Origin of the sequence: Nocardia brevicatena NBRC 12119, from assembly GCF_000308495.1 — a bacterium.
In the GTDB taxonomy this organism is placed as follows: domain Bacteria; phylum Actinomycetota; class Actinomycetes; order Mycobacteriales; family Mycobacteriaceae; genus Nocardia; species Nocardia brevicatena.
In genome coordinates, this window is sequence record NZ_BAFU01000070.1 from 262314 (window position 1) to 280350 (window position 18037).

Below are 18037 nucleotides of genomic sequence, written 5' to 3' on the forward strand. Positions count from 1 at the left end.
CTCTCACCGTTCGGCCTCCGGCTCCGTCGCCGGGTCGAACAGGAACGAGATGCGCTCCATGATCGGTTGCCGCTTGGTGTTGTGGAAGCTCGCGATCCGCCACTGCCCGTCGGTTTCCCGCACCAGGGTGTAGGTCTGCGTCTTGGACAGCGCCGCCGGGCGGTCATCTTCGTAGCGGTCGCCGCGGGTGGTGACGATCGCGACGTCGTCGCCGTGGAACCGCACGCCGAGAAAGGAGTCGGCGAGCTTGGTGTCTTCGAGGAATCCCGAGAACAGGGCACGGTGCGCCTCGGTCAGATCGCGGCGACCCGCGTAGTGGGTGCCCAGAAAGGTGGTGTAGGTGGCGTTCTCGGTGAAGGTCGCGCCGAACGCGTCGGCGTCGTTGCGGTCCCAGGCGGCGGTCATCGTCGCGATGGTCGCGCATACCGCCCGCAGGTCGTCGGCGCTGCCACCATCGGGGGTGACGTGTGTGCACTCGGCGACACCGGTACTGCGGATATCGGAGGTCCGATCCAGCCACACGTATCCGCCGGCGACGACGCCGAGTGTCAGTGTGGCGGCCCCGAGGGCGCGCAGCACGGTGCGGCGTCGCGGCTTGCGTGGCGTGGTCGGTTCGGTCTCGGCAATGGCCGACGTCATGACGGTAGCCCTTCCCATGCTATTCTCTTCTTGGAAGATTTAACTTCCTAAAAGATTTCTCTTCGTCTAGGAAGAGATTAGGAGAGAGGGCTTCGCCTTGTCAACACGTCCGCGAGACGACGATCCCGGCCTGGTCTTTCGCCGGTACCTGAGTTCGGTGGTTCTGCACGCGCAGGCCGGAGCGAAGGCGGTCGGACTCGGGGCGACGGACCTGTACGCGCTGAACATCCTGGAGCTGAGCGGGGCCATGACCCCCGGTGAACTCGGTGCCCGCACCGGTCTCACCACGGGTCCCACCACCCGTCTCATCGACCGTCTCGAACAGGCCGGCTACGTGCGCCGCGCCGCCGCCCCGGGCGACCGCCGCAAGGTCATGGTCGAACCTGTCGACCGACCTGCCGACCTCGATCGAGTGCCGTCCTCCGCCCGTCGCGAGATCGGCGCCATCATCGAGAGCTACACGCCCGAACAGCGTGCACTCCTCTTCGACTACTTCACCCGCGCCGCCGACGCCTACCGGCAGGCCACCGACGAGATCGTCGGACAGACCACCGCCGGCGAGTAGTGCCCAACGGCCACGGGCGGCAACCGCAGGCCCGACGCGGTCGAAGTGGGCTCAGTAGCGCAAGGCGGCGGCGAGAGCCGGGTTGATCGAAATCGTCAGTGCCGGCAGGGACTCGACGAGCAGGTCGATCAGTTCGGCGCGGGCGATACTTTCCTCACGCAGCCAGGACAGGGTGATTTCCTCGGTGAAGGCGATCCAGCCGCGTACCGCGAGCGCGAGCCGGGGGTCGGCCTTGTCCCCGTCGGCCAGGGGTGCCACATCGAGGACGAGACGGACGATGGCGTTGCGGGTTTCGTCGATCATGCCCGATAGTTCGGGGTTCATGCCGGACGGACCGCGCAGCAGAGCGAGGTAGGTGGTGCGGTTCTCGTCGGCGTAGTTCACATAGCGGCCGACCGAATCGCGCAGCATGTCGAACGCGCTCAGCTCGGGGTCGGGGGCGATTCGTTCGAGCAGGCCGGTGGCGGCCTGTTGCAGCACAGCGAACTGGTAGTCCTGTTTGGTCGGGAAGTAGTGGAACAGCAGGCCGCGGGAGATCCCGGCCTGCGCCGCTATCTCGCTGATCGAGATGTCCTCGATGGCGCGTTCGCCCAGCATTTCGATGCCGAGGCCGATCAGCTGAGCCCGGCGTTCCTCGGGACTCAGGCGGATTCGCTTCGCGGTTTCCTCCGGCCTCGTCGTAGTCACATCGTCATATTACTGAACGCGAGTCAATATCCTTGACCCCTATTGAGCAGTGGTCAATACTATTGACTCCCACTCAATAGCAACTTAGGCTGAGTATATGAGTCGCAAGGTTACAGACAAAGCTGTCGCCGACCACACCCGCCACCTGCGGACCATCATCATCGGCAGCGGATTCTCCGGCCTCGGCATGGCCATCCGGCTGGCCCAGCAGGGGCAGCGCGATTTCCTCGTGTTGGAGCGCGGCAGCGATGTCGGCGGCACCTGGCGCGACAACACCTACCCGGGCGCGGCCTGCGACGTCCCGTCGCATCTGTACTCGTACTCGTTCGCCCTCAATCCGAACTGGTCGCGCTCGTTCTCCCGCCAGACCGAGATCCAGTCCTATATCCGCGACGTGGCCCGCCGCTACGACGTTCTGGACAACCACCTCTTCGACTGCGACGTCACCTCCGCACGCTGGAACGCCCAGAACGCGCGCTGGGAGATCGACTCCGGTCAAGGCCGCTTCACCGCCGATACGGTGATCTCCGCGGTGGGCGCGCTCTGCGAACCCAACCTGCCCGATATCAAGGGCATCAACGACTTCACCGGCGAGATCTTCCACTCCGCCCGCTGGAACCACGACTCGAACCTGACCGGCAAACGGGTGGCGGTGATCGGCACCGGCGCCTCGGCCATCCAGATCGTGCCCGCCATCGCCGGGCAGGTCGGCCACCTCGACGTCTACCAGCGCACCGCGCCCTGGCTGCTCCCCCGCCTGGACCGTCCCTACACCCTGCCCGAACGGCTGGCGTTCAAGTACGTGCCCGGTGTGCAGCGGCTGTCACGCGCCGCCATCTACGCGGCCCGCGAGACCCAGGTCGTCGGCCTGGCCAAGTTCCCGCCGCTGATGCGCGGTTTCGAAGCCCTGGCCAAGGCCAAGCTGCGCTCGGAGATCAGCGACCCCGAACTGCGGGAGAAGGTCACCCCGAACTTCCGGATCGGCTGCAAGCGCATGCTGATCTCCAACGACTACTACCCCGCGCTCGACCGAGACAATGTCGACGTGGTCACCGACGGTATCGCCGAGATCCGGGAGAACTCCATCGTCACCGAGGACGGCACCGTCCGCGAGGTGGACGCCATCATCGTTGCCACCGGTTTCCACGTCACCGACTCCCCCACCTACGAGACCGTCTACGGCCGCGACGGCCGCAGCCTGTCGGAGGTGTTCGACGAGATCGGCCAGCAGGGTTACAAGGGATCGGCCATCGCCAACTTCCCGAATATGTTCTTCCTGCTCGGACCGAACGTCGGCCTCGGGCACACCTCGATGGTGTACATGATCGAATCGCAGATCAACTACATCGCCGACGCGCTGGCCACCTTCGAACGCAAGGGGCTGCGCACCCTCGAGGTGCGCCGCGACGTGCAGGACGCCTTCAACGCCGAACTGCAGCGAAAACTCGGCAAAACCGTCTGGAACACCGGTGGTTGCGCCAGCTGGTATCTGGACAAGCACGGTAACAACACCACGCTCTGGCCGGATTTCACCTTCGAATTCCGTAGGCTGACAAAGAAATTCGATATCGATGCCTACTCTATGACCACGGCCGAGGACGACGCCTCCGCCCGGTCCGATCTGAAAGTGGTGACTGCACAATGAGCACAGCATCGCGCAGCGATTCCGTGAGGGGTCGCGGCCGGGAGACGGGTGGGCGCGACGAAGGCTACTTCCGCGGCAAGGTCTGCGTGATCACCGGAGCAGGTTCCGGTATCGGTCGCGCGCTCGCGGAGAACCTGGCCCGGCGCGGCGCCGAACTTGCGCTGTCCGATATTGATACCGACGGCCTGGCCGAAACCGTACAACGCTGCGAGCGGCTGGGCGCGCAGGTGAAATCGGATCGGCTCGACGTGGCGGAACGGGAATCGGTCCTGCTCTACGCCGAGGCGGTGAAAGAGCATTTCGGTGTGGTGCACCAGGTCTACAACAACGCCGGTATCGCCCATCACGGTGAAGTCGTCAAAACCGATTTCAAGGACATCGAACGGATCATGGACGTCGACTTCTGGGGTGTCGTCAACGGCACCAAGGCGTTCCTGCCGTATCTGATCGAATCCGGTGACGGGCACGTGGTGAACGTATCCAGCCTGTTCGGGCTGATCGCCGTGCCCGGGCAGAGCGCCTACAACTCGGCCAAATTCGCGGTCCGCGGTTTCACCGAGGCGCTGCGCCAGGAAATGATCGTCGCCCGCCATCCCGTGCGGGTCACCTGTGTACACCCCGGCGGTATCAAGACCGCGGTCGCGCGCAACGCCACTTACGTCGAGGGCATCGACGCGAAGAACGCCGGCGCGATGTTCGACAGGTACCTGGCCATGCACAGTCCGGAGATGGCCGCGCAGACCATTGTCGACGGGGTCCGCAAGGGCCGCGGGCGAATACTGATCGGCTGGGAGGCCAAACTACTCGACCTGTTCGTGCGGGTCGCGGCGTCGGGTTACCAGCGCATCGCGGCCAACGTCGAGCGGCGCTTTCTGCCCTGATCGGGCCCGGACCGGAAGATTCCATGCACGACATCGCCATACCGCTGCCCGTTGTGCGCGCCGTACTCGGCCCGCTGTACCGGGTGGCCCTCCACAACCGCATGCCGTTTCCGCTGCAGCGGACCCTGATCGATATCGGCTCCCGGCTGCAGCCGGTTCCACCCGGCACCACGGTGCGGCGGATGCGGCTGGCCGGTCGGCCCGCCGAACGTCTCGGCTCCCCCGCCGCGGACGACCACCCCGCCGCCGTGCTCTACCTCCACGGCGGTGGATACGCGGTCGGCTCCCTGGCCACCCACCGTTCGCTGGCCGCCCGCCTGGCTCGGGATACCGGCAGCCCGGTCTACACGCTCGACTACCGGCCGGCCCCCGAGCACCCCTTCCCTGCGGCCCTCGAGGATGCCGAGGCCGCGTTCCTGGAACTGGTCGAGCGGCACGACTACCACCCCGAGCGCATCGCCATCGCGGGCGATTCGGCCGGCGGCGGACTGGCACTGGCCACCGCTCAGCGCCTGATCGCCCGCCACGGTCACACCCCGGCGGCCCTCGGACTGATCGCCCCGTGGGTCGATCCGAACCACGTCCCGGAGCGGGAGCGGGATCTGGTGGTCGGCACACTGTGGTCGCGCGCCTGCGCCGCCGCCTACCTGGGCGACGGCGACTGCACCGATCCCGGCTACGCGCCGCTGCGCGGCATCCTCCCCGGCCTGCCGCCGACCTGTATCCAGGTCGACACCGGCGAACTGCTGCACTCGCAGTGCGTCGAACTCGCCGGGGCGCTGCGGGCGGCCGGGGTGAGTGTCCGGTTCACCGAGACCCACGGGCTGTGGCATGTGGCCCAGCTCCAGGCCGCCCTGGTCCGGCCCGCCGCCGCGGCATTGTCCGAATTGGCCGAATTTCTCCGAGAAGGTCTGCGTCCCGCGCCGCTGCGCGACATAGGATGAGTTGATCGGGTCTGTTTCCGCCGGCTACCGCGTCGACCGGGCTTTTTGTCGACGGGGTCGGGCCCATCGGCCGCACGCGGTGGCGTACATTACCGACGAGTTGACTACGTGGAAGGGCCATGATGCGAGAGTTCGAAGCTCCGGCTTCCTACACCATCCCGGATGACGCCAACAATTCCGACAGCGTCTTCCGCCACGCCCAGGAATCACCGAACGCGGTGCTGTTCAATGTGCCCACCGGCAGCGGCACCTGGCGGGATGTGACGGCAACGGAGTTCGCTCGCACTGTCACCGATGTCGCCAAGGGTTTCATCGCCTCCGGAATCGAACTGGGCGACCGCGTGGCCATCATGGCTCCGACCCGCTACGAGTGGGCCGTCCTCGACTTCGCGATCTGGGCCGCCGGCGGCTGCACCGTCGCCATCTACGACAGTTCGGCCGCCGAACAGGCCAAGTGGATTCTGCAGGACTCCGGGACCAAACTGCTGATCCTCGACAACGACAAACACCGGAAGGTGATCGACGAGATCACCCCCGGCGACCTGCCCGACCTGCGGGAGCGGCTGCAGATCGATCAGGGCGCGGTCGACGACCTCATCGCGCGAGGTAAGGATCTGGACGACGAGCAGGTGCACAACCGGCGCAAGCAGGTCAACGCCGCCTCCCCGGCCACCCTGATCTACACCTCCGGAACCACCGGGCGGCCCAAGGGTGTCATGCTCACCCATGCCAACCTCTACGCCGAATCGCGTTCCGACCGGATCGCGCTGGGCCGGTACGTGGCGCCGGGCAAGAAGACGCTGATGTTCCTGCCGATGGCGCACGTCTTCGCCCGCGCCGTCGCCCTGGCCGCCTTCGACGCCGAGGTCACCGTCGCGCACACCTCGGACTGGTCCACCCTGGTGGAACAGTTCGCTCACCACAGGCCCAACTTCGTGCTCTCGGTGCCGCGGGTGTTCGAGAAGGTATACAACGGCGCCAGGCAGAAAGCGCAAGACGAGGGTAGGGGCAAAATCTTCGACGCGGCCGCCGATACCGCGATCGCCTACAGCGAGGCCCTCGAAACCGGCGGGCCGGGTCTGATCCTGAAGACCAAGCACGCGCTGTTCGACAAACTGGTCTACGGCAAACTGCGCGCCGCGCTCGGCGGCAACTGCGAGGCCGCGGTGTCCGGTGGCGGCCCACTGGGCGCGCACCTGGGTCACTTCTTCCGCGGTGTCGGCGTAACCATCTACGAGGGCTACGGCCTCACCGAGACCACCGCGGCCGTCTCGGTGAACACCCCCGAGCACATTCGCGTGGGCACCGTCGGCCGGCCGATCGAAGGGCATGCCGTCAAGATCGCCGAAGACGGCGAACTGCTGCTGCGCGGCTCGGTGGTGTTCGACGGTTACTGGGGCAATGCCGACGCCACGGAGGACGCGTTCGAGGACGGCTGGTTCAAGACCGGCGACCTGGCCACCCTCGACGCCGACGGGTTCATCACCATCACCGGCCGGAAGAAGGAAATCCTGGTCACCGCGGGCGGTAAGAACGTCTCGCCGACCCTGCTGGAGGATCCACTGCGGGCGCACCCCCTGATCGGCCAGGTCATGGTGGTAGGCGACGGGAAGCCGTTCATCGCCGCGCTGATCACCCTCGACCCGGAGGCGCTGCCGGGTTGGAAGGAACGCCATGAGGTGGCCGCCGACCTTCCGATGGAACAGCTGCTGGAGCACCCCGAACTCGTCGCCCAGATCGATGCCGCGGTCGCGGAGGCCAACAGGAGCGTCTCGCGCGCCGAGCAGATCAAGAAGGTCCGTATCCTCACCGTCGACTGGACCCAGGAGACCGGCGAACTCACCCCCAAGATGTCACTCAAGCGGGCGGTCGTCATGAAGAAGTACGGCGACGAGGTCGAAAAAATCTACAGCTGATCCACTGTCCTCCGATACCGACGGGCGTCGGTGGCGACGATCCGCCATCGGCGCCCATATCGTTCCGAGACGAAAATCCGAACTCGAACCAAGGCAAGCGGCCATCGACGAACCCGGGGAGGTGGGACCCTGCCGAATCTCGAGGCTTTACCGAGCCAAAGTCTGCATGTACTGCTCGAATGCGCTCGGGCGAAACCCTTTGTCACGGGAGACCAACTCGTCGGTTGCCAATAGCCCTGGCATACCAGGCCAGATCGTTGATCCACAGGCTCGCATGCGCTCGGCATCCGGTATCGGGGGTGGCCTCGGCGATTGGATTCACGACATCGCCTCGTTCCGTAGCCGATAAACAGATCCTCATAGAGGAGGCCGAGACCCGCCGAACCGCGTGTCACCCGATCCGACCCCTACGAGACCGTGAGCGACTCCTCTTTCCCCAACTCCACGGACGGGGCCGGACGAGCGGTGGTATGCCGGATGAACAGGGCCGAGGTGACCGCGCCTATCACCAGGATCAGGGCGGGCAGATAGGTGGAATCAGCGAGCGCCGAGCTGAACGCCTGCTGCACCGGTTCCGGAATCGGGCCGGTGCCCATCCCCTCGCCCGCCGGCACCTCGCCGAGGCCGTTGGCGCTCATCCGGCCGGCGACCAGCGCGCTGATGGCGGCACTGCCCAATACCGACCCCACCTGCCGGGTGGTGTTGTAGACACCGGCACCCGCGCCCGCCTGTCGGACCGGCAGGTTATGCGTGGCGGTGGTCGCCAGCGGGCCCCAGATACAGGCGTTCGCCAACCCGGCCACCACCGAAGCGGCCAGGAATGCCGCGATCGAGGAGTGCGAATCGCTCATCAACAGCGCGAACCACATCACCGACAGTGCGAACAAGGTGAAGCCGACGGTGGGGATGATCCGGGGATGCCGCCGCCCCACGAACCTGCCGACCAGCGGCGCGCTGAACGCGGTGACGATTGCCATGGGAGCGAAAACCAGTGCGGATTCGGTGGGTGACATTTCCCGCACGGACTGCAGATAGAAGTAGGTCGGCACCATGAGGGCGGTGGTCGCCGCCGCCATGGACGCGATGGCCAGATTCGACAGGGCGAAATTACGGTCGCGGAACAGTCCCAGCGGTACCAGCGGCTCGCCGACCCCGCGCGCCTGGTAGAGCACGAACACCGCGAGCACCAGCAGTCCCGCTCCGATCAGCAACCAGATCCGGGCCGACCAGTCATAGCTGTTGCCCTCCTGGATACCGAACACCAGGCCGAACATGCCCAGCGCGCTGAGTACCACGCCGGGGATGTCGAACTTGTGCGACTGGGTGGGCAGGGACGGGACCAGCCAGAAGGCCAGCGCGAACGCGACGATACCGACCGGGACGTTGACGATGAAGATCCACTCCCATCCCAGACCGTCCACCAGGAAACCACCCAGCAGCGGGCCGACCAGCGTCGCCAGACCGGCCACCCCGCCCCACAGACCCATCGCCGCGCCGCGGCGGTCCGGCGGGAAGGTACGGGTGATCACCGCCATGGTCTGCGGGGTCATGAGCGCGGCGCCGAGCCCCTGGACGGCCCGCGCGGTGATCAGCATGCCGATGGTGCCGGACAACCCGCACCACAGCGAGGCGGTGGTGAAGACGGTCAGGCCGAGCAGGTAGATGTTCTTCGGCCCGAAGCGGTCGCCGAGCCGGCCGGTGATCAGCAGCGGCACCGCATAGGCGAGCAGGTAGGCGCTGGTGACCCAGACGACCTGCGGGATATCGGCGTGCAGACTTCGCATGATGGCCGGATTGGCGACGGCCACGATCGTCATGTCCAGCAGAATCATGAAGAAACCGACGACCAGCGCCGATAACGCGAGCCATGGGTTACGGGTGGGCATATTCGTTCCTACCTATCCGATCGGCACCGGGAGCGCCGTCACTGGTCGTCGGGTGCGGGTCGGATCACCGCCCGAGATCCGCCTGCCGGTTACCGGCCACGCTGCCGCAACAGACACTACCCATGCCAACTGTCACATACCGCCCGTTATTTCGCCGAGCGAAGGTACGTTACAGCCCATGCGCGGCCTGCCCGCCTCGTCCCGGCAGGCCGGAGCCGGCGTCGAATATGACGGTGGAGGATCTCCCTGCCGCCGGCATGCCGGGACACGGCTAGCAGTCCCCCCCATGGAGATGGGCTCGGTGCGCGTTCAGGTAGGCAGCGCGATCGAAGTAGGAGTTGGCGAGGGCATCGCCGTAGGCGATCAGTTCGGAGTGCATCGAACACCGTGGCCGGTATCGCTGCCGGAGCGACTGCTCCAACTCACCGTCCTCGCACGCCTCGGTCAGGATCTCTGCCAGTACTGTCGCGTCCTCCATGGTGTAACTCATTCCCTGACCGGTCATCGGGTGCGGCGAGAACACGGCACTGCCGAGAAGAGCCACATTGCCACGGTGATTGGACATGCTGTAGTAGACGGACACAGGTGCGCGAACGAACTGATCCAGGTCCAGCAGCGCGAGCGCATCCTCGCTGTGCGTAACGAAGGTGGCCAACCGCGCGGACAGGTCGATGGCACGGTCACAGAACACCGGTGCGTCCAGATCCTTCGGGACGCCGACGAACACTCTGGCCAGTTCGGTGGTCACCGGATAGAAGTAGGCGAACCAGCCACTCGAATCGAAATAGAGCCGGTTTCGCGCGACGACGCTGGGCGTGACCGGCACCGTGGTCATCCGCAGAAGGTGGCCGTGGCTGCTGGTAACCCGGGGTGCCGCGACGAAATCGCACAGTGGTGAGGGGGAACCGCCGGAATCGACGAACACGCGCGCTCGCACCACGGTGCCGTTGTCCAACGCCGCCTCGGTCACCCCGGAATCCGCGACGTGCACATCGACCATCCGCCTGCCGAAGCAGATGTCGACATTCGGCAGCTCGCCACATGCCGCGAGGATGGTGCCCACCGTCTTGGAGTACGGGACGGCCAGGAAGTAGCCGATCCCGGTGTGCTCGGCGAAGTCATAGGAGAACAGCAGGGAACCGTCATGGTGGAAGTCGATGACCTTGCGCTTCAACGCCTTCCGTAGCACAAGTCCGTCGAGCAGACCGTGTTCGGCGAGGATGCGGATGCCGCGCGGCTTGAGGATGTCGGCGCCGCGTGAGGGTATGTCGGGCCGGGATTCGACCACCAGCACGCGATGACCCTTGCGGCCCAGGAGCAACGCCAGCAGCGCACCGCCCACCCCGGCACCGAGGATGACGCAGTCCACATCCAGCGGGACCGTTACCTCGGTCCGCGCGCCGGTCATCGGTTCGCTGCCAAGAATCGACCCGGTGCGATGATCGCGGCCGGATCATAGGCGCGTTTCAGCACATGTAGTGGCGTGTCCTGGTAGTCGGCCGACCGATCGGCCAATTCCCACGGCTCATGGTCGATATTGGAGCGATATGGCGGGAAGCCCGCACGCAGAAACGACTTACGCGCCGCCCGGCGCAACTCGTGTGCCCGCTCGATACCATCGGAGTCCCGCACGAACGGGATCTGCGCGACCATATTGGTGGAGTGCTGCGAAATCACATTGAACTCGAGCATTCCCGCCGTGCCGTACCGCTCGGCCTCGGCTTCGAAGAGTTCGACCGCCTTGCCCAAAGAGTCCTGCCCGAATGGCACCACGGGCAGGAACATCAGCCAACCGACCGGCGACCGGTCGACCTGTGAGCAGGAGTCGACGCCCATTCCACGCTGAATATTCGCGCATGACGGAATCCCGCGGGCGAACAGCGTGCGGGGGTACAGCGGGTCGTCGGCAGGCGTGTCCGAAGTGTCCAGTGCTCGGTAGGAGAGGAGCCCACGGACACGGGAGAATATCTCGCGGATGTTGTTCTCGGCGAGCTCGACGGCCGCGTGCGAGCCGAGCAGGGGCACCTGGACCGTGACGGCGTCGAGGTCGGCGGTTTCGGGGACCGCGGTGCGACCGGCCTCGGGAACCACGAAAAGCTCCTTCAAGCGCAGCATCCCGTCGGTCGCGATCCGCGTTCGGCCGACCCGGATCACCGCCTCGATCGCCTCGGTGAGGGCGGTCTTGGCGAAGGTGGCGTGCACCAGGGTGATCGCCGGGGGGCGCGGGACGAGACCGATCGCCATCGCGGTGATCACACCGAGATTGCTCTGCACGAAGGCACGAGTAAGATCCGGCCCCGCCACCGCACCCGGTCGCCGACCGTTGCGGTCCAGACCGCCGGTGGTCATGACCTCACCGGAACCGAGCACAACTTCGAGCCCGAGGAGATCATCGAGCCGCGGGCGTATCGTACCGTCGCCACGCTCGAGTGTGTTCCCGACAATGCCGGCGTCCGCGCAGCCGGCGGTCACGTTCAGCATCCACGGTGTGTCGACGAGCAATTCGGCGAGTTGTCGCTGGGTCACGCCCGGCTCGACCACGGCATAGCCGAGATCCAGGTCCAGCGTCCGGACAGTGGTCATCCGGCTCAGGTCGAGGACCTCGCAGCCGTCGACCACCGGAAAGCGTGAACCCATTCCCCAATTCCGGCCGGTGCTCAGCGGATACACCGGGATTCCCGCACGCGCCGCCGATATCACCCTCTGCCGCACCTCTTCGGTGCAGGCCGGAAAGTACGTCCCACAGATTTCCCGTGCCCGATGCTCACCCAGGTCCACTGGTCCGATTTCTCGCGTATGCCGGTGCGAGGCCGGATGCCCGGCGGTCATCGCTGCCTCCCCCGGGACAACTCCCGATTTGCGGTCCCCGCGTGATATTGCGGTATCCATTGATGTTCCATGGCAGCGCCGACGGCGCCGAGGTAGAGAGAGGGCACGTTTCTGCCTGCGTTCTGATAGCGGTATTCGGTACTCGCTGAGTCGAGTCAGGGACACAATTCTGGCGACTGCACAGACAGAACAGCAGTAGGGAAAACCCTACAATGGCAGACGAATCACCCTCCGATGCGCCGGGATTCGGGAGAATTTCACATATTCGGACAAATACGACCCGACAAGCGACCGCGCTATCGCTTTCAGCACCGTAGCGAACTCTACGGTTGAATCGTAGCCCGATATTCGCCTGCCGATCAACGGTCATACCGCCCCGGCAGACATCCGCCGTGCCAACCGACACGGACTTGTCCATTACTTCACCGAACGAAGGGCACTACAGACCGTGCGCGTCCAGCCAGGTCCTGGCGAGGTCACCGGGATGAGCATTCTCCTCCCGGACCCGCCGGACGAGGGAGAGCAATTCATCGGTGGTGAGCTCACCGGCCACGTAGTTGAGCTTTTCCAGTTCCCGCTCGTCGAGCATGCCCTTGCGGACCAGCGTAAGCACATTTTCCGCACGCACCGCGGCCGTATCCGGATCGTCCGCGGCGCCCGGACGGTCCGCCAGGACGGTCAACCCGTCGATGCCGCCGGCAAGCACTTCGACCGGACCACCGAGCACACCGACCTGAACCAGCCCGTCCGCCAGGGCACGCCGCAGTTCATCGGCGCGAGCGAAGACACGCGTAGCGGTGAAATCGCACTCCGCGATCTTCGTGGCGGCGGCCGGAAGCCCGAGCATTCCCGGCGCCGGCGCCACCCCCGCTGTCAGCAAAGGACACACCGGCCCCAGATCGGCGAGATCCCGGATACCGCGCTGTTGGGCAGTCGCGGCGGTGATCAACACCGTGGGCCGTAGATCGGTGCCGTCGGCGGTGTCGGAGACCGTCAGCCCCTGCGGCAGGGAGCCGTTCAACGCCTCATCCACCTTCTTCGGCGTCCACGCCTCGGCATCGGCGTTCAGCTGGGCCAACAGGGCGCCGTTGTGGTCGGGGAACAGGGTGACCGTCCCGGCGTCGAGTGCCGCCAGCAGCCGCGCACGTCCACCCTGCTCGGGTCGAACCTCCACGGTCGCACCGGTCCGGGCCAGTGCCTGACCGTAGATCTCGGCCAGCAGCCGCGATTCCGCCGAATCCCCCGCCCCGACGACAAGTGATTCGGTCTCGTCGGAACCGCACGACACGGCCAGCACCGTCATCGCGACGACGAGAACCCGGCCCAGTATCCGACCGGACGCGGCCAGCACCATTCGGCGACACCAACTTCCGTGAACCCGCTCCGTACACCCCGGCAAAGGGCGGCATGACCTTCCCGAATCTACCGGTGGTTCTCGACCCCGTATCCACAGCCGTGCGTTGAGATCCCCACCGGGCGACACCGCCGGACACCGGTGCGACAACGACAGGGCACCCGGCCGCGGCGGCCGGGTGCCCTGTCGTTGTCTCGGTACCTCATCCGCCGCGGGAGGCGGCCGAACGATCCGTCAGGCGACACCCTCGGCGCGGGCCGCGGCGGCGACCGCCTCGGCGACCGCGGGCGCCACACGCGGATCCAGCGGGCTGGGCACAATCTTGTCCGGCGCCAACTCGTCGCCGACCACGCCGAGAATGGCGTCGGCGGCGGCGATCTTCATCCCCTCGGTGATCCGCCGCGCGCCCGCGTCCAGCGCGCCCTTGAACACGCCGGGGAAGGCGAGCACATTGTTGATCTGGTTCGGGAAATCGCTGCGGCCGGTGGCGACGATCGAGGCGTACTTGGCGGCCACGTCCGGGTGGATCTCCGGATCGGGATTGGACATGGCGAACACGATCGCCTCCGGTGCCATCGACGCGATGAGCTCCTCGGCGATGGTTCCGGCCGACAGGCCGAGGAACACATCGGCGCCGGCCAGCGCATCGACGGCGGAACCGGTGAGCCCGCGCGGATTGGTGCGCCGGGCCAGATCCGACTTCACCGCGTTGAGGTCGGAGCGATCGCGGCTCACGATGCCCTTGGAGTCCAGCACCGTCACATCGGCGACACCGGCGGCCATCAGGATATTGGTGCACGCGACACCGGCCGCGCCGGCACCGGAGACCACCACCTTCAGCCCCGAGACACCGCGCCCCTGAACCTTGGCCGCCCCATTGAGCGCCGCCAGCACCACAATGGCGGTGCCGTGTTGGTCGTCGTGCATGACGGGGCAATCCAGCGCCTCGACAACCCGCTTCTCGATCTCGAAGCAGCGCGGCGCCGAGATGTCCTCCAGATTCACCGCGCCGAAGCTCGGACGCAGCCGGATCAGGGTTTCGACGATCTCATCGACATCCTTGGTGTCGAGCACGATCGGAATGGAGTCCAGGCCGGCGAACTTCTTGAACAGCGCCGCCTTGCCCTCCATGACCGGCAGCGAGGCCCGCGGACCGATATCGCCCAGACCCAGCACCGCGGAACCGTCGCTGACCACGACGACCAGCCGGTCGGTCCAGGTGTAGCGCTTGGCCAACGACTCGTCTTCGGCGATCGCCCGGCTCACCTGCGCAACACCCGGCGTGTAGGCGATCGATAGATCGCGCTGGGTCTCCAGTGGGGCGCTGAGCTCTACCGTGAGCTTGCCGCCGAGGTGACCGGCGAAGATCTCCTCGTGGGTGATCGCCGACAGGTCGTCGGACCCATTCTTGCTGGCAGTGGCGTTCGGTGAGTCAGTCACAGATGACACGATTTCACTCCTGCGGGTTGCGGTCGTAACCAAGGGACGGTTACCGCCGGGTATTCGGTGTTAGCTGCGTCATATCGCTCATCGGATGCGCCGGCCGACGTGTTTCCGGCGAAATGTTCTCGACAATCCCGACAGCAGGGCGCGCTCGACAACATGCGACGCGGCGCGGTTATTCGAGGCGGGCGCTGATCCGTACAGCGAAACCGGGCGGGTGCGCCCGGTGGAAAAGCAGGGGCGATCATCGCGGACCGTGATGGTGCGTCGGATAGCGGTGACAGCCGGACATCCCGACCCGGCGGTGGCAACGATCGGGAATTCGCATAATTGTGCCGGCTCCGCGGTCCGATACCAAACCGGGTACCGATATCCGCGCGTCGCGGTCGAAGCGCTCCCACCATCGGATCAGCCTAGGACGCCGGCATTACCCTCGCGCAAGGGAAAGCTCCCATGGCCGGCGAGAACCGATGTGAGAGCCGCCCGACAACCGAACGCGGACCGTTGTGCGGCGCGCTCAGCCCCACCACTGCGTATTCAGCAGAAAACCGGCCGCCACCAATACTCCCAGCGAAGCCGCGAATGCCCGCGTACCCCGGTGTCGATCCGAAAAACATTGCGCCACAACGACAAGAACCGCGACCCCGATATGCCACGCCACCGATTCACCACCGGGCCCGGGAAAACCGCGCCGCTGCCCCCAGACCGCGGCGCCCACCACCACCAGCGCGAGCAGCACAACTCCCGCGGCGACCGCCCCACCGATACCGCGCACCAGTTTCACGACACCACCGACACACCGGTCGCACGATTTACCAGCTTCTCGAATTGCGCCACCTCGGTGGTGCACTCACCGAGCGCGATCGTCTTGTTGTCGCCGTGGTAATCCGACGAACCCGTGCCGATCAGCGACAACTCCGCGACCAGATCCGCGAGCAGCAACCGATCGTCCACGCTGTGATCGGGATGAGCGACCTCGAGACCGCCGAGCCCGCGCCCGGCCAGGTCTCGGATCTCCTCCACTGCCAACAGCCGGCCGCGTTTCCGGGCCCGGGCATGTGCGACAACGCTCACCCCACCGGCGTTCGCGATCAACTCCACGGCACGCCGCAACGGAGTATCGGCCTTCTCCACGTAGTAAGGGCCGGTCGGCGCGAGCAGCTCGGCGAACGCCGCGTCCACATCGGGGACCACCCCGGCCGCGACCAGCGCCCGAGCCAGATGCGGACGACCCGCCGCTGGACCCGCCCCCACCAACACCGCGTCCGGATCGATGGGAAGCCCGTCCTCGGCCATCCGTTCGGCCATGGCGCGCACCCGCTCGATCCGTTCGGCCCGCAACCGCTCCCGCTCCTCGGCGAAGCCGCGATCGGCCGGATCGAACAGGTAGGCCAACAGATGCACCGGCACCGGCCAACCGTCCTCGCCGAGCCCCACACACGACATCTCCATCCCCCGAACCAGCGCGAGCCCGGCCGGGCGAGCCGCCACCGCCTCGGCCCACCCGGCGGTGGTGTCGTGATCGGTGATCGCCACCACGTCCAAACCGGCGGCCGCCGCCTTTCCGACCAACTCCGCTGGGCTGTCGGTCCCATCCGACGCGGTGGAATGGGTATGCAGGTCGATACGCACGCCCTACAGTCTGCAATGTCGGATGGCGCCGCCTGCCGGCGGCTGTGTTCGATGGCGCCGCCTGCCGGCGGCTGTGTTCGATGGCGCCGCCTGCCGGCGGCGCGGGCCCTCCCGGCGCGGCGCCGCTGCGGTCGGTCGAGAGCGTGGGTCCTGACCGTTGGTGTGACGCGCCTCCTGGAGGCAGGGACAGGCCATCAACCGTGGGGGTATCGGCGCCTACCCGGGGAGAGGAGGCGTTCACGGGGCCTGGAAGGACTCGGCTCGGAAAGGGCTCAGAGGGAGGCCGCGCCGCGGTGGGGGTCGTATACGTCGATACCGGCCTCGTCCCACGCGTCACGCAAGGCCTGTGCACCGCGTACACGTACCCAGGCCGCCTCGGTGGCCGTAACCGGAACGAGCTCGAAATACCGCACCGGCTCCGCCGGGGCGGGCAGATCGATCTCCGGAATATCGCTCGGGCCCAGCAGGGCCGCGGTGAACGGGGCATCCCGCCAGATCGGTTCCCCCAGATCCAGTAGCGCGTCCGCTTGCAGCACAACGCCTTCCACAGCGGGTGTGGCGACCAACACCCCCAGCGACCGCACCAGGCCGGAACTCGCGCCCACGCTGGAAGCCAAGGTCAACACCAGTTCCGCGCGCGGTCCGCGCACCGGATCGGCATGCGGTTGGCCGGGATCGCCCATGGGGTGTCGGGACCCGCCCACCGTCGCATAGTGCACCCGATCGGCGCTGGGAATACGCAGAATCTCGATGGGTTCGAGGCCGAGGAATGTCACCGACGCGGCGTCCACCGACGCGGCATCCACCCCGAAATGCCGCAACACACCGGCACGTACCCGTTCGACGACCTCCACCGCTAGATCGCCAGCCGGGCCAGCATGTCCCGGGCCTGCTCGGCGGTCTTCGGATCACAGAGCACGTCGTAACGCCCCGCGACCAATTGCATGGTCGAGGCGAAATCACGCTGCCCACGGGTGGCCGCATACGGGATCGTGGTGGAGATGACCCCGAAGATGATGCCGCCGACCAGACCGACGAGCAGCGGACCCAGCGCACCGCCGGTGGTGAACAAGCTCAGCAACAGACCGAGGAACAGACCCAGCCAGGCGCCCGACACCACCCCGCCGCCGATCACCTTGCCCCAGTTCAACCGGTAGAGCACCCGCTCCACCTGCATGAGGTCCACTCCGACGATGGTCACGTTCTGCACCGGGAACTGGTTGTCGGCCAGATAGTCCACGGCCCGCTGGGCCTCGGCATAGGTCGGATACGAACCGACAGGCCACCCCGAAGGCGGTGTCGGCAGCCCCTGTCTGCCACGATTCGGGTTCCCTATGGGATTCGTCATACATCCATTCTGCTGTATATATGGCGCCGCCTTCGACGGCGTGGGGTTGCGGCCCTGGCGGGTCTCGCGTTTCAGCGCCCGAGACTCGTACCTTCGGCACATGCGCTTCGGGCCTGAAACGCGAGACGGGACGCAACCCTTTGTGGACTTCGAAGCCTTGGGGCCTGTTTTCCGCGCGCCGCTGCTGCGTCGTCGCTACGGTCGGTCCAGGGGCGGGCGGGCCCGAACACCACCGTGACGTGTCCGACGAGGTGCGTCGAGGGGCCGG

At 66.5% G+C, this 18037-nt stretch carries 16 protein-coding genes; 5 read left to right on the plus strand and 11 right to left on the minus strand.

The features are described from left to right. Nucleotides 1–3: 3 nt before the first annotated feature. Nucleotides 4–657, minus strand: a complete 654-nt coding sequence (locus ON20_RS34660) for an SgcJ/EcaC family oxidoreductase (RefSeq protein ID WP_245547335.1) — start codon at nt 655–657, stop codon at nt 4–6. Between the two features lie 79 nt (nt 658–736). On the opposite strand from ON20_RS34660, the gene ON20_RS20225 reads away from it, so the two are divergent. Next, nucleotides 737–1204 (plus strand): MarR family winged helix-turn-helix transcriptional regulator, encoded by a 468-nt coding sequence (locus ON20_RS20225; protein WP_083865081.1) that lies wholly within the window; start codon nt 737–739, stop codon nt 1202–1204. 51 nt (nt 1205–1255) lie between these two features. Here ON20_RS20225 and ON20_RS20230 read toward each other — a convergent pair whose 3' ends face one another. Next, nucleotides 1256–1891 (minus strand): TetR/AcrR family transcriptional regulator, encoded by a 636-nt coding sequence (locus ON20_RS20230; protein WP_040837621.1) that lies wholly within the window; start codon nt 1889–1891, stop codon nt 1256–1258. Nucleotides 1892–1988: 97 nt separating this feature from the next. Between ON20_RS20230 and ON20_RS20235 the strand changes: the two genes are divergently transcribed. From ON20_RS20235 to ON20_RS20250, 4 genes are all read left to right on the plus strand, one after another. Continuing rightward, nucleotides 1989–3536 (plus strand): flavin-containing monooxygenase, encoded by a 1548-nt coding sequence (locus ON20_RS20235; RefSeq protein ID WP_040837623.1) that lies wholly within the window; start codon nt 1989–1991, stop codon nt 3534–3536. Further along, nucleotides 3533–4417: an SDR family NAD(P)-dependent oxidoreductase gene (locus ON20_RS20240; protein WP_083865082.1), complete on the plus strand. Its 885-nt coding sequence runs from the start codon at nt 3533–3535 to the stop codon at nt 4415–4417. Before ON20_RS20235 ends, ON20_RS20240 begins: the two co-directional genes overlap by 4 nt. 23 nt (nt 4418–4440) lie before the next feature. Then, entirely contained in the window at nt 4441–5361 is a 921-nt protein-coding gene (locus ON20_RS20245) for an alpha/beta hydrolase (RefSeq protein WP_040837624.1), read from the plus strand. A 122-nt stretch (nt 5362–5483) separates the two neighbouring features. Continuing rightward, nucleotides 5484–7277, plus strand: coding sequence for an AMP-dependent synthetase/ligase (locus ON20_RS20250; protein WP_040837816.1), 1794 nt, complete (start codon nt 5484–5486; stop codon nt 7275–7277). A 407-nt stretch (nt 7278–7684) separates the two neighbouring features. On the opposite strand, the gene ON20_RS20255 is transcribed toward ON20_RS20250, so the two are convergent. The 9 genes from ON20_RS20255 to ON20_RS20295 all read right to left on the minus strand — a co-directional run bounded on the left by ON20_RS20255 (nt 7685) and on the right by ON20_RS20295 (nt 17769). Further along, a complete protein-coding gene (locus ON20_RS20255) occupies nt 7685–9163 on the minus strand; it encodes a DHA2 family efflux MFS transporter permease subunit (RefSeq protein WP_040837626.1) in 1479 nt (492 codons plus the stop codon). Nucleotides 9164–9434: 271 nt separating this feature from the next. Further along, on the minus strand, nt 9435–10571 hold the full coding sequence (locus ON20_RS20260; protein WP_040837628.1) for an FAD-dependent monooxygenase: 1137 nt from the start codon (nt 10569–10571) through the stop codon (nt 9435–9437). Continuing rightward, nucleotides 10568–11992, minus strand: a complete 1425-nt coding sequence (locus ON20_RS33325) for an FAD-binding oxidoreductase (RefSeq protein ID WP_051162913.1) — start codon at nt 11990–11992, stop codon at nt 10568–10570. The genes ON20_RS20260 and ON20_RS33325 overlap by 4 nt, the downstream gene beginning before the upstream one ends. Nucleotides 11993–12431: 439 nt before the next feature. Next, complete coding sequence (locus tag ON20_RS20270) at nt 12432–13346, minus strand: glycine betaine ABC transporter substrate-binding protein (RefSeq protein WP_040837630.1); 915 nt, start codon at nt 13344–13346, stop codon at nt 12432–12434. Nucleotides 13347–13580: 234 nt separating this feature from the next. Continuing rightward, nucleotides 13581–14786, minus strand: coding sequence for an NAD(P)-dependent malic enzyme (locus ON20_RS20275; RefSeq protein ID WP_083865084.1), 1206 nt, complete (start codon nt 14784–14786; stop codon nt 13581–13583). A 520-nt stretch (nt 14787–15306) separates the two neighbouring features. After that, complete coding sequence (locus ON20_RS20280) at nt 15307–15573, minus strand: hypothetical protein (RefSeq protein ID WP_083865085.1); 267 nt, start codon at nt 15571–15573, stop codon at nt 15307–15309. Next, nucleotides 15570–16421 (minus strand): PHP domain-containing protein, encoded by an 852-nt coding sequence (locus ON20_RS20285; protein ID WP_040837632.1) that lies wholly within the window; start codon nt 16419–16421, stop codon nt 15570–15572. Before ON20_RS20285 ends, ON20_RS20280 begins: the two co-directional genes overlap by 4 nt. Nucleotides 16422–16693: 272 nt before the next feature. Next, nucleotides 16694–17275 (minus strand): suppressor of fused domain protein, encoded by a 582-nt coding sequence (locus ON20_RS20290; protein WP_040837633.1) that lies wholly within the window; start codon nt 17273–17275, stop codon nt 16694–16696. Nucleotides 17276–17277: 2 nt separating this feature from the next. Continuing rightward, nucleotides 17278–17769, minus strand: coding sequence for a YflT domain-containing protein (locus tag ON20_RS20295; RefSeq protein ID WP_040837634.1), 492 nt, complete (start codon nt 17767–17769; stop codon nt 17278–17280). Between the last annotated feature and the right edge of the window lie 268 nt (nt 17770–18037).